Annotated in this window: 8 protein-coding genes; all 8 read right to left on the bottom strand. The window is 43.0% G+C overall.

Features of this window, described 5'->3' with window-relative positions; genetic code table 11:
• Positions 1-72 precede the first annotated feature (72 nt).
• The 8 genes from KQP79_RS03800 to KQP79_RS03765 all read right to left on the bottom strand — a co-directional run bounded on the left by KQP79_RS03800 (position 73) and on the right by KQP79_RS03765 (position 13,903).
• Positions 73-2,697, bottom strand: coding sequence for a DUF4962 domain-containing protein (locus KQP79_RS03800; protein ID WP_004312482.1), 2,625 nt, complete (start codon positions 2,695-2,697; stop codon positions 73-75).
• Between the two features lie 41 nt (positions 2,698-2,738).
• Positions 2,739-4,007 (bottom strand): sugar MFS transporter, encoded by a 1,269-nt coding sequence (locus KQP79_RS03795; protein ID WP_061447623.1) that lies wholly within the window; start codon positions 4,005-4,007, stop codon positions 2,739-2,741.
• Entirely contained in the window at positions 4,004-4,975 is a 972-nt protein-coding gene (locus tag KQP79_RS03790) for an ROK family protein (RefSeq protein ID WP_061447622.1), read from the bottom strand. The genes KQP79_RS03795 and KQP79_RS03790 overlap by 4 nt, the downstream gene beginning before the upstream one ends.
• 41 nt (positions 4,976-5,016) lie before the next feature.
• A complete protein-coding gene (locus KQP79_RS03785; protein ID WP_004312967.1) occupies positions 5,017-6,645 on the bottom strand; it encodes a Tat pathway signal sequence in 1,629 nt (542 codons plus the stop codon).
• 311 nt (positions 6,646-6,956) lie between these two features.
• Positions 6,957-8,573 carry a sulfatase gene (locus tag KQP79_RS03780; protein ID WP_061447621.1) on the bottom strand — a complete coding sequence of 539 codons (1,617 nt, stop codon included), beginning with the start codon at positions 8,571-8,573 and terminating at the stop codon, positions 6,957-6,959.
• A gap of 101 nt (positions 8,574-8,674) precedes the next feature.
• The gene (gene hepC / locus KQP79_RS03775; protein WP_061447620.1) at positions 8,675-10,675 is read right to left on the bottom strand and encodes a heparin-sulfate lyase HepC; all 2,001 of its coding nucleotides are present in this window, start codon (positions 10,673-10,675) and stop codon (positions 8,675-8,677) included.
• Between the two features lie 59 nt (positions 10,676-10,734).
• Positions 10,735-12,039, bottom strand: a complete 1,305-nt coding sequence (locus KQP79_RS03770; RefSeq protein ID WP_061447619.1) for a DUF4995 domain-containing protein — start codon at positions 12,037-12,039, stop codon at positions 10,735-10,737.
• Positions 12,040-12,229: 190 nt separating this feature from the next.
• A complete protein-coding gene (locus tag KQP79_RS03765; protein ID WP_061447618.1) occupies positions 12,230-13,903 on the bottom strand; it encodes a RagB/SusD family nutrient uptake outer membrane protein in 1,674 nt (557 codons plus the stop codon).
• Between the last annotated feature and the right edge of the window lies 1 nt (position 13,904).

Raw genomic sequence — 13,904 nt, 5'->3', positions numbered from 1 at the left:
TCTCTATAAAAAATATCCCGTTATTCAATTTTCTATAAATTGAATAACGGGACAGTTTTTTGGGGGGAGAGATTAAATCTCAAAATCCGGTAAATAGTCTGTCAGGACTTTATTAACCTGTTTCCCTTTTACCTGATCTGTTACCGTCGTTGCACCTTCCTTTTTACCGGCATCGTAGTTTAAGGAAACTTTCTCCACTTTATTACTAACGTGAATAGCGGCTTTTCCTTTTTCCGTAAGGTTGCAAGTGATAGTCCAGTCACCTACTTGAATGATATTGCCTTTGCGAACTACCTGCATATCCGGACGGTTGTCTCCATGTGTATCCATCACAGTCAGGAAACGGGCGGTTTTGCAAGGAACAGTTGTAGAAGAGAAATGCCAGTGATTAGGATATTTCACTGCTTTTCCTTGTGCATTCGTCACATTTTTCCAGTTGGTCGGAGCACAGAAGAAAGTATCTACCATTGCCTGTTCCGTTTTTGCCGAACTGAAAAGATGGGCAACAGAGATACCGCCAGCTTTATTCCTTCCGGTTACTTTCACCTCATCGGTCAGTTCCTGTATTTCCATCGGTAATTCTACAGTATGTAAAAGGTAACTCCATGTAACAGCCTCCTTTCCTTCCAGTTCATCATAAATCACGAAAACTCCGGTACTTCCCAGTTGGATGATATGACGGCGGAACATATTCAGTTTGTTCTCATCCCATCCTTTTTCAGGCGTATATTGCGTACCGGATAGTTCTCCACGTTTCAGCCATAGGGGAGAAGTCACTTTACCATAAGCATTGGAAGCATCTCCTACCATATAAGCGATTTTTTCTCCTTCATACCAACGCGGAATCCAGCCATATCCTTCCGTTCCAATCTTTTGAGTCATTCCATTTACCAAAATGCTGTTGTGTGCACGGGTGTTACGGTAAGAATACATACAATGATCGTCCGTAAAACCTGTACGATGTCCGCTGCTGTAAAAAATGGCTTTACCTCCATAGAATGTATTAAAAGCATTCTGATTGGCCAGTGCATGGGAAGTGGAACCATAAGAACTGGAGCGGAACGATAACATGGCATTCTTATCTATATCTCCCAAAGAGGTATTCATCGTACCGATTCCCGTTTCATTGAATACTTTCGCCATGGGTAGTTCGGCAAGAGTATGTCCTTCTTTGGGGAGAACTTTCTTGGTTGTACAACGATACCAGGTCAAGTCTCCAGATTTTCCGAGGAAAGTTTTTTCCATGATATCCGGTTCCTTTTGCAGAATGGTACGTACATAAGCAGCCGCCCACGGATTATTACATTCACGTGCCAAGGCATCCGCATAACCTACTCGTGTACCGTTCGGCTTCATTTTGCTTTCATGTGAATTGCCTTGTCCTGCAGATTTTGAGAATGGAGGCTGCTGGTAGATGACGTAAAATGCATTGTTGTTATACCACGGATCGGCGAAGAAATCGAATCCGCTGATACGGGAGTAGAAAGCGGGAACTTCAATCAATGTGCGAAGATTGACCTGGAAATAAGAATCACCATTGTGCCATCCTCCATCCGCGTTGAGGCCCGGCAGACGGGATACCCATTCATTGTAGCAATAATCCACCCAGGTGGAAGCCATCGGGAGTTCGCCATACGTAGCAAATGCCGCCATATTCAAGATACGGAAAGTCATTTGCCAGACATGATTATCAGCAATGCGGTTTTCCAAGTGATTGACATATTCATGATAGAACTTCTTTCCATTGTCACGAATCGTTCTTAGGAGTAGTTTTCTCTCATTCGGAGTCAACAGATTGTACCATGCATCATACGCTGAAGTGCTCATGGACAGAATAGTAGAACGATTGAAATCTCCAGCAAAGTACTTACTTTTTTTCCAGGAAAGAATTTCGGAAAGACGCTTAATGCCTTCTTTGTAGTATACCTCATCTTTCGTTAGCAGGTAAGCGCGTACCATGGCTTCGATATTTGCTTCTTCACGGTCTACAATCTTACGACTTTCCCGAATCAGGGCAGAACGATATTGAACAATATTTGTCAACTTGACAACCTGGGTTGTATCAATTTCTTCTTCCAGATGTTTCAGCGGGTGGTTCAGGCATTTATCGGCTTTTCGGATATAAGCCTGTGCCTCCGGATTGTTTTTATTCCGTTCGATGATATTATCCCAATCTTCGGCATCAAGCAAGATGCGGGGATGAGTCTTGGGCAATTTGGTTAATACTTCCTGTAGAGAAGGAGGGTTGAATGTACGTATGTGTTCGTCTATATAAAAATGATAAACAGGTGACCATTCTTCTTTTCCTTCTTTGTTAACGTAGGCATGTTGCCAATACCATTTCCCTTTTTCAAAGAGTTTGAATGGGTTGAAAAATGCCCATTTTCTTTCGGCGGTAATCACTTCCGATTTAAATTCGGGGTCGCGTGCAATACGGATGCGGTAGGTTACTTCGGGTTTGTAGTCCTCTTCTTCAACTCCGTCCAATACAGCACCGAGGTGCGGGAACTTATCCGGCCACATAAAACGTGGGGGATTGACAGTAATATGCTGTCCGTTCAGGGGCGAAGGCGTTTCGCGGACCTCGTGCATCAATGTCTGTTGAGTCAGACGCATGATTCCTTTTTGCGCATACCCATTGGTGGATAGCAGAATACCGAGCAAAAGAGAAAATATAGACGTTCGTTGTTTCATCATCTTATTTTAATATTTATTATTCATCATGTATCATTCAGCGTTTATCGCTGTTTGAACAATTCTTTCAGACGGATGGTCTTGTTATTAATTAGTGGACGTGCCCAAAAACCGATAAAGGTTATGTAGCCTACGAAAACCAAGATAAATAACATTCCTGTGCGGAGCGATGTAGCATCTGCCAGTGTACTCACAATCATCGGACCACCCGCACCACCTACTATTGCAGAACATAGAATACCCGCAAAGGAGCCGTGATGTTGTGAGGCGGAGTTCAGTGCCAATGAGAATACGATGGAATACATCATTGAGATGCTGAATCCGACAGCGGGAAAGGCAATGATAGATACTTCTTTGCTTCCGAACAAAGCAGATAATAGTAGGATGATGGTCAATATTCCGGAGATTTGTAACAACCGTTTGCTGTCAATCAGCTTGAGTAGAATCATACCTACCAGACAACCGGCTGTCATCAGCCCCCAGAAGTAGCTTACAGCTTGTGCACCTTCAGTTTGCGGATTTACTCCATGATATTGTTCGAGGAATGTACTCATAAAAATAGAAGTTCCCTGTTCCGTACTTACATAACAGAAGATTCCCAAGAAAAACAACCATACATATTTCTGTTTAAACAAAGCGAGGTATGAATCTTTTGACCCGCTTTTTTCATCTTCTTTCAGTTCGATCTTGGGAAAGCGGGAGACACCGACGGCAATCAGCATTACTAATAATAGGATGGTGAATACCCAGTAAAGAGATACCCACGGCATTTCCCGTGGAGTGACATCGGCCAACAGGTCGATAAAGAAACCTTTACCTGCTGTATATGTTGCCGGATCAAGTTCACGAATCAGATAAGTATATACCAGAGGACTTAGGAAAGAAGCAATGCCAAACATGAACTGTGCCAGTTCGGCGATAAATGCATAGTTTTCTTCTCCTCCTACGGTACGTTGGAGCGGATTCAATACCGTTTGTAACATGGCCATTCCCAGTCCGATGATGAAAGAAGAAGCCAATAACATCGGATACGTGTGCATGCAGGCAAATAAGATGGTGCCGATGAACGGCATCAGAAATCCACCGAATAATACCGGCTTTTCACCGAAACGGTCGATGAGCAATCCGGCAGGGATAGACATGATAGCATAGGCCAGGAAAAAAGAGGTCGGGATAAATCCCGCCATTGCCAGGTCACTTAGATTGAAGTTGTGGATAATGTCCGGAATGAGTGGTCCCAGAATATTAGTAATAAAAGAGATGGTGAACCAAAACGCCATAATCAGCGCCAACATTCCTAAATTCTTTCTCATAATTTAATCAGGTTTGGAGCAGATAATTGAGTAAATACAAGTGACGCAGCTCCAATACTTCCGGCCTTGTTTCCAAGAGCGGCAGCTATGATTTGAGTATTCACAGCACAGTCGGGGATGGCATAACTACGTGCTTTTTCGCTTACTTTCTGAATGTAAAAGTCTCCTGCTTCGGAGAGTCCTCCACCAATCACAATCTTTTGCGGACTGAAGATATTGATAAAGCCTGCAATTCCGTGTCCCAAAAAGTCACAGTGTTCTTCCAATGATATTTTTGCAATCGGATCTCCTTGTTTATAAAGGCGGACAATCAATTCACCGTTAATCTCTTCATCTGGGTAGGAGATGCCTGCGTCTATTATTCGTTGACTGAAGCGGCGTACCAAAGCAGAAGTGGAAGCATAGTGTTCCAGACAGCCGACAGAACCGCAAGCACACGGTTCGCCATTGGCAATGAGAGGCACGTGTCCCAGCTCCGTTCCCCGGTTGGCATAACCGTTGAACAATTTGCCGTCGATGACTACTGCACCGCCAATACCCGTTCCTACCGTCAAGAAAACAACATGAGTGGCTCCCTGACCGGCTCCGTACATTGTTTCTCCCAGTCCCATCAGATTGGCATCATTTCCCAATAAAGCAGGAAGTCCGGTTTGCGTTTCAATACGGTCTGCCAAGTGAATGTTTTCCCAGCCGTTGATATTTTCCGCACCTCCTAAAACAATACGGTTCGTACAATCCACAATGCCCGGTGTTCCGATTCCTATACCATCAATTTTGTAGTCTTTTTCCTGTGCAAAGGCTTTCACTTCATTGATAGCAGTAACCAACTGTCCGATGACAGCTTCTGCTGATACATCGGCTTTCGACGGTAACTTCCCTTGAAAGTAAAATACGCCTTCATTATCAATAAGGGCGTATTTTACTGAAGTTCCGCCAAGGTCAATTCCTATAGCGTATTCTTTCTCCATACCACGTTAATACTTAATACTTGATACTTAATACTTAAAAACTACACTCTTTCCGCCCAAATCGGTGAACTCCAAGCCCATTGTCCGTCACGTTGGCGAACGCGTACATAGTAGTAATCCGTATCCCGCTGCGGCTCTTTATCTTCCATGTAATGTTCCAGAGTGAAACAGCTTTCCGGCATGGCACGATTGAAGAGAATAGCCTCGCTCAACCAACCGATCATGAAGTGTGAACGTGAACCTTCAAGCAACTCGCCCAACGTATGTTCAAACTTCTTGCCATTGAATTCGGCAATGACCTTACCGTCTTTTGGCATTTCCACATCAAGGATTACAGCTTGCATGGCTGCTGTAGTCGTATTCGGATTCTTGCTGCTGTACATATCCAGTTCGGTTTCCTTGTCGCCAACGGATACAATACGGTTGACATGTGTGTGGAATTCAGTTTCACCTTCTTGCGGAGAAGTGAATGCTGCGCCACGGAAACAAGGAGTTACACTATGAATCTGTCCTTTGTCTACCGACAGTTTGCCCTGCCAATGTACGTATTTCTCTTCACGATTCCAACCAAAATCAACTTTAACTTTGCAACGTACCGTATCACCTTCCGGAGCAACGGGAGTCAACGGACCGTTCATACGAGCTAAAATCTGCCCGTTCTTTACAATATCTACGTAGTCGATACAGCTTTCACCTGTGACATTCAGATAGATACGACGGCTGTTACCGCGAACTACATCACCCATGAAAGCATCGTTGAGGCGGAAGTCGATAATAATCTTATCACCGGTTGCGGCACATACATGACGGGTACGTAGAGCTTCCCAAATGGCATCGCGAGTCAGTGACGGAGCCAAAACACCGATGCGTCCGTCACCATAGCTTCCCGGATAACCGGAATGCTGGTCGGTGGAAGCCATGATACCAAACTTATTGCCCAATTCAAGACCATATTGAATGGTTCCTTCCCATTGGCGTGGTCCCATATCATGCAAATAGGGGTAGTCTCCCTGATCGCTTTCTGCCAGACCGTGACGGGAATACATTTCTACGAATGGAGTAATATCTCCTTCGGTAAAGCATTTCCAGTTGTAACCGCGATAACCACCCTGATAACCCATGTGGTGCGGGGTAACGAATACCTTATGTCCTTTTGCTTTTTCTTTCCAGTCCTCGATTGAAGTACATTCTACAAGTGGTGCGTCCAAATCATAGTTCAACGCAACATGGTCTCCATGTTCCATGCTATGAGCTTCGTATCCTACAAAAGTCAGGAATTCACCTTCCTTGTTATACTCATTTGTCATTTTTACATACTTTTCATAACCGCCTTCACGCAAACGCTTGAAAGCTCCCGTGTGGTAATCGATCACCCATTTCAGGCGGGGATCATCTGCTCCGGGAATATCCGGCCACATAGCATGAGGAGTAACACTAACAAAATCCAATTGTCCTTTCGCTGCTTCAAAAGCATCGCGCATGTCGCCGTGTCCGTATGTGATGTTACAGTGGTTGTGTAAGTCGCCCCAATACATTTTGAGGTTGCTGGCTGATGGCATAATTTTCTTAGCCTCTTTGCTTCCTGCTGCGCAAGAACCGAGCAAGCTGCCCGAAGCTGCCAGTCCGAGGAAAGACCAGCCTGTGTTTTTTAAAAACTTTCTTCTATCCATGATATAATTGTTTTTGGTTAATCTTTATTTATATAAATGGGAATTTATCGGTTAAATGAGAATTTATCGGTTAAATAAGAATTTATCGGTTCTTACAATTATATATTTATTGGGGGTGCCCTGAAAGGGCTTAATTATATAGCGTAGGGCAACGCCCTACGAAAAAAGCACACCAGCCACAAGCCCTGAAAGGGCGGAACTGTATACAATTATGCCCTTTCAGGGCGCAAATTCAGATTGTCGTTTTTACGTAGGGCGTTGCCCTACGCTATATAATTAAGCCCTTTCAGGGCACTCCGCAAAATAATCATTTAGCGATTTTTCATCAGTCTTCTGTCACCTTTGAAAAGAACCTTTTCCTTTTCATCCGGGTCTGTATCTTTATACTGTTTTTGAGTTTCCTGAAGCAGTTGCATCAGCTCTTTTTGTTTTTCAGCATATTCCGGTTTGCCGAAGACATTGTTCATTTCTCTTGGGTCAGCTTTCATGTCATACATTTCCCATTCGTCGATGTCGTTGTAGAAATGAATCAATTTGAAGTCTTGTGTGCGAATACCATAATGACGTTTCACAGAATGTTCAGCAGGGTATTCGTAGTAATGATAATAAGCAGCTTTGCGCCAATCGGCAGGAGTTTTGCCTTCGTTCACCAATACCGGTTTCAGGGAGGCTCCTTGGATATCCGATGGAATCTCTATTCCGGCAAAGTCGAGGAAAGTAGGAGCAAAGTCCACATTCATGCTGATAGCATTACTGGTACTTCCTGCTTTAATTGCTTTCGGATAACGGATAATAAGCGGCATGCGTTGACATTCTTCATACATGAAGCGTTTGTCAAACCAGCCATGTTCGCCAAGGAAGAAACCTTGGTCGGAGGTGTAGACAATGATTGTGTTGTCCAGCTCACCAATTTTTTCGAGATAATTCAGCAGTCGGCCGATATTTTCGTCTACTGCCAGAACTGTCGCCAGATAATCACGCATATATTGCTGATATTTCCAGCTGATTAATGATTTGCCTTTCAGGTCACCTTTGCGGTATTCGGCAATGCGTCCGGCATATACAGAATCCCATTTATCCTGAACTTCAATAGGCATACGTTTGTATACGCTGTAAAGACGGTTGGTGGTATCTTTCAGCATTTCTTCACGAGTCAACAATTTGAGGTCCCAGTCGTTTGTCAGTGTATGTTCGATAGACATATCCTGTTCACGGGCTGCTCTTCCGCGGCCTTCATAGTCGTCGAACAGATTAGCCGGTTCCGGGAAAGTGGTATTGTTGAATATACCCAGATGACGGGGAGCAGGCATCCAGTTGCGGTGCGGAGCTTTCTGATGATACATCATGCAGAAAGGCTTGTTCTTGTCGCGACCTTCGAGGAATTCAATGGCTTTATCAGTAATAATATCCGTGGCGTATCCTTTTTCTACAATATGCTTCCCGTTTTCCCAAAAATCAGGGTCGTAATAGTCGCCTTGTTCGTGTTGGCCGCTAAGGATACTCCAATGATCGAATCCTTGCGGTTCACTGATAAGATGCCATTTACCAATTATTGCAGTCTGATATCCGGCTTGTTGAAGCAGTTTGGGGAATGTCTGCTGATCTCCGTTGAACGTACTGGCGTTATCGGTAAAACCATTCTCGTGGCTGAACTTACCGGTGAGGATGCAGGCGCGTGAAGGTCCTGAAAGAGCGTTGACAGCGTAGCAGTTGTTAAAACGGATACCTTCGTTGGCAATCCGGTCCATGTTAGGAGTCTGAATCAAATTTCCTCCGTAGCAGGACATTGCTTGAGTGGTATGGTCATCCGTCATCATGAAGATGATGTTCGGTTGTCTGGTCTCTTCTTTCTTTTGATTGCCGCAGGAAGCGAGACTTAGTGCAGCTAGTGGGAGGAGTAGGGCAGAGGGGATGTAATAGTTTTCCATAATGATGAAGGAGAGTGACTAAAAAGTCGGTTGCATCTCCAATTCCCTTCCTTCCGGAAGGAGGAGAAATTGAGATGCGACCGACTTTTTAGTCAGCTTTATTATAGTTTGTATTTTAATGACTGTTTCTTTCCGTTTACTTTCACTTCTACTTCCAGTCCGTTTTCATCGAACGCTTTGTTCTTGAACTTAGCTGCAAATTTAGGGGCATCTGCGCTTTTCTTAACTGGATAGATAACGGTGATGTAACGTACAGCTTCTTCGCCGTCTTTCTTTACGTTGAAAGATACATTCATACGTTTGTAACGTTTGCGATAAGCAGTTGAGCACCAACCCAGTTCTTTCTTCATCGACATACCGTCGGGACCGAAACATTGCAGTTTCATGTTGCTGCCGTCTTCAAATTGTGTCAGGAATGTCATGTCTTCGCGGCTGTTGGCTATTTCTCCTTTTGGCATTTGATAATGAAGATTGATGGAACCTTTGGCGCTACCGATCATTTCGTCTACAATGACAAAGTAAGTGCTGTCAACGAAGAAAACGGAACGACGGTGTTTCAAGTTTTTGTAACTAGGATTTTCGGTCACTAAAGTTTGGATAGTACCTTCCGGTTGCCACAATCTAGTAACGGATTCTGTAGTTTCCAAGTTTTTGTTGTTCAGCGTTACCGTGTTGTGAACACAAGTCTGGCGGTGCCAGTTGCGTTGTTCCATCACTTCGCCTTCACCTGCATATACATACGAACCTGAATCCGGGAACAAATTCTTGCCGTTGAACCAAAGTTCGAATGTACCATTATCCGGCTGACAATGCCAGAATGCTTTCGGACCTGCTTTTACTACCATTTGCGTAGCATCCATTCCCCATGAGTTACGGAATACAAAGAAACCTGATTTCAAGAATCCTTTAGACATATAATCCGGCAATGCACCTTCTTTACCTTCAGTTGCGAAGTATTTGATAGCCTGGTTTTTCGGGAATAGTTTACTCCATGCTTTGTAGTTTTTCACCATTTCTTTCTTTGTTGTCAACTTAGCATCGCTGAAACATGGGTTGGTATAATCAGGGAAAGAAATGTTTGCGTAGAACATAATCATGCTTTCGATAGTATCCAGATAATCCTGTGGGAATTCTTTACGGAATCCGTTCGCATCTGCGATACCTAATGCTTTGCAGAAAATGTTGATAGATGCCAGATGATAATGTGGGTCGAGTTCGAATTGTCCGCCGTCTTCGTATACCTGTACATGAATTTCACGGTTCAGAATATCGATACCGCTTTTTCTCCATGCCGGAGCATCTTTAAATTCAGGGAAGAAAGCACCGGCGTAGATCATACGTTGAGCTTCAAACAGCAAGTGGTTACCTTGATCAGAGTAGTTGGCAAGGATGTGTATAGCATGTTTGTGATAGTTCACCAGGAATTCTGTCAGGAAGTCCGGAGTGAAAGAAGGAGAAGGAAGGAATAACTGGAACTGTGAAGTCTGGTCCTGCAGGCGATTACTAACTTCCAGCGGGCGCCATGCGAAACGTACGTTTTCTATTTCACCTTTGATTTTTCCATCACTTAACAGCTCATATTCTTTTTTGTCCATCTTTACCAACGGATTCTTTTTAATCCAGTCGATATACTGATGTGCCCATTCTTTAGCATATTTCTCGTCACCGGATATGCGATAAGCCTTTCCCATCGGAGTGAACCATTTGTGGCGGTGCAACTGCCAACGGAGTTCATTGTCTTTCACCGGCCAGTATTGCCAGTTGATGTCTTCTCCGTAGTTGTAAGAAGGCTGATAACCTTTATGTACGAAGAATGTATGTTTCAATCCGTCATCTGCCCACTGCTGTTCTTCTTTGCTGATAGTCACTTTGTTCAGATTGATATCCGGAGTTTTTACATTGGTACGTGCACGGTAATAGTCTAATAATGCTTTGGCAGCATCCTCATCTTTACCTTCCTGATGCAAAGCTTTCACTTTCTCCAATCCCGGATAGTCCAAGTTAAGAAGCGAAAATACTTCGCTTTTCAGTTCTTGGGCACTAGCTTTGCCTACAAAACAAGCGATTGCCAGCAGAACGATATACTTTAAAGTTTTATTCATGATATAATTTACGATTTTACGATTTACTATTTACGATTGAGAACACTCTTACTTTTGTATTATTGGATCACTCTCAACTCTCCATTCTCAACCCTCAACTTCTTCAATTCCATGAATCTCTTCAATGCTTCCAGATAGTAATAGTCAGCATAGTTCAGTGGAGTGTCGATTTCAGAACCGTTGGGCAGTGAACCGACAGAGTGCATCAGAATGAAACCTTGATTGTCACCCACTTTTGCAAGATATGCGTCGCTTGACAAACTCTTCAGAATTTTTTCCGCATAATCCAGATATTTTTGTCCGTCGGGAACCATTGTGCTTAGTTCGATCAATGCTGAAGCGGTAACAGAAGCGGCAGAAGCGTCACGTGGAGTTTCTTCAGTCACAGGTGCATCATAATCCCAATAGGGGATAGCATCGTCTGTTTTAACGCGATCCATAATCATATCAGCTACTTTGATAGCGAAGTTCAGGAAAGTACTGTCGTTTGTTTCACGGTAGCAAGCTGTGTAGCCATATACAGCCCATGCTTGACCACGTGCCCATGAAGAATCGTCATTCTTGCCTTGGTGAGTTTGCTTGCGTTCAACAGTTCCGTCGTTGTTGTAGCTTACTACATGCCAGCAAGTATAATCCGGACGGAAGTGATTGTTCATGGTAGTCATAGCATGCTTGATAGCAATGTCTTTGTATTTATTGTCACCTGTCGCTTTTGCTACATTAAACAGAAGATCGAGGTTCATCATATTGTCGATAATAACCGGGAAGTTCCATGTTCCGAAATCCCATGAACGGATAGCGCCGATAGAATCGTTGAAACGGCCGCAGAGATTATCGGCGGTTTCTCTCATTACAGCAGCAATGGTGTCGTTGGGTGAAAGACGTTCTGCGTTGCCATAGCTGCAGTTGACCATGAATCCCAAATCATGCGTACCTTTATAATAGCGTACCGGATTCAGCAGATTTGTATATTGGATGGCTTGAGTTTTCAGTGTATCGTTTCCTGTCAGTTCGTATGCGTACCACAATGAGCCGGGGAAGAAACCACTCGTCCAGTCATAAACGTTGCAGAGGCGACGTTTGCCTAGCTGGTCAGCAGTGGGTTGTGCTCGTAGTGAATCTTTGAATGTTGATGAATCTCTTTCCAACTGACGGCAAAGGAAATCCATGTCATAACCGGTACGGATGGAGCGTGGCAACATTCCCGTACCACTAACCTCTTCTGCAGAAAGTTGTAATTGGGCAGAAGCTACATCCAGTCCTTTTTTTATCCAACTGTAGTCTTCCTTTGGGGGTGTCTGGCACGATGCAAGTGCAATACTAACCGAAGCAAAGAGAACAAGTTTCTTTTTCATGTTATTCATTTTAAGTGATTGTTTTTAGAAGTTTTGTAACTGATACAAAAGTAGTGGAAAGGCTTAACTTTGTGTTGCAGGATTGTCCAAAAGGAGTTTGAACTCTGCTTTTCAAGTTTTGATTTTGTTGAAAAAGGTTTTAATTTTCTCCAATATGCCCTAATTAGGGCATATTGGAGAGGATTTATGGGGATTTTTGTTACCAACCAGGATTTTGTTCAAACTGGGTACATAGGTCCTTCTCACGTTGTGGAATAGGCAGTAACTCGTGTTTGTTTTTCTCTGTATATTTATATAACAGGTATCTGTAATTATCAGCAGAATCCCACCAGTTCGCTAAGGCAGCGTTCGTTTTTTGTATGGTTTCATAATAGATGCCCCAACGGACTAAGTCCATGCGGCGATGACCTTCAAAAGCCAATTCATAAGCACGCTCTTTTCTGACCGCTTCACGGAAACTACTTTCATTTAAGTTTGAAAGATCACAGCTTCCTGTATTGCTAGGATATCCATATCCACGACGACGAACTTCATTAATTGCGGCATAAGCCTCTGTAGTAGGACCATGTTTCCATTCGTTCAAAGCTTCGGCATAAATAAGTAACACGTCTGCATAACGTAGGAAATACCAATTAGCATTTGATTTATCATTATTGATAATGCCACCTGTCTTTTGATATTTTATAAGGTCCCATTTAGCTGGTGTATAGTTTTGTTTCTCTTTTTGAGCTTGAGTAGGATCTTGATCTTTTAATTTTGCAGATTCTTCCGTATCACTTTTACCTTTAGCCCACAACACATAATCATCATCATACTTATAGTTAGCTATTGATATGTCACGACGTTTGTCATTCGCATTTTTACCATCTCTCCAATCAAGAACGAATGTATGAACTACTTTCATATTTCCGGCACAACTTCCCCGTACACCGGCGATAGCTGTTGTTTTTACTCCGTTCCATTTGCCAATACGTCCTACGGGATCTCCTGAACCAGATACAGTAGGAGAGTAGAATGAAATCTCAATTAAGCTTTCTGTAGGATCCCATACACTGCTGCAAGTGTTTTCCCATAATTTTTCGTAATCACGCAATAATGAGTGTTTACCGGATTCTATGAGGATACGGGCTGTCTTGGCAGCGTCTTCCCATTTAGCGGTATTTTGTACAGGATATCCTGCCCATGTAGCATATACTTTTGCCAAGAGACCAAGTGCTGCTCCTTTACTAAAACGATATGATGTGTTATCGCGAAGTTGATCATCGACAGCATACGGTAGTACTTCACTAGCGTAAAGAAGATCGTCTTCAATAAATTCATATACTTTGTCAGGAGTGGCCTGCGTATAAGTGGTGGGAGCTTGATAAGACATCTCTGTGTTGGTAATCAGAGGGATATTTCCATAACGACGTACTAACTCGAAATAGAACATAGCTCTTAACGCTCTGGCTTCGGCTATATAAAGCGTTGCTATTTTTTTATCAGTAGCAGTATAACTGTCTATTTTTCCACTGATACGTTCCAGAAAATCGTTTGCTCTGTAGATACCTTTATAAAGTACTTGCCATGTTTGTTGAATTTCTACTTGGGTAGTAGGAAAAGCATTATTAACAATGATACGATAATTCGTTATATCGGAGCCTTCTCCTTGAGATATATCTGTTCCCATGTTGAACAAGAAAGATAGATGATACCCGTATGCAGCATCTTCAACAGTTGTACGATATACTCCTAATAGAACATCTTGTGCTTCTTTAGCATTAGTCATGTAATTCTTCTTTTCCATTTCGCTTCTTGCCTCTTCATCTAATGAGCATGAATAAGGTAAAATGCACAGAATGGACATCGCTATGTAATATATTAATTTCTTCATA

This window comes from Bacteroides sp. DH3716P (genome assembly GCF_025914115.1).
In the GTDB taxonomy this organism is placed as follows: Bacteria; Bacteroidota; Bacteroidia; order Bacteroidales; family Bacteroidaceae; genus Bacteroides; species Bacteroides ovatus.
The sequence above is the reverse complement of the archived record's forward strand: the minus strand, read 5'-3'. Positions and strand labels throughout refer to the sequence as shown.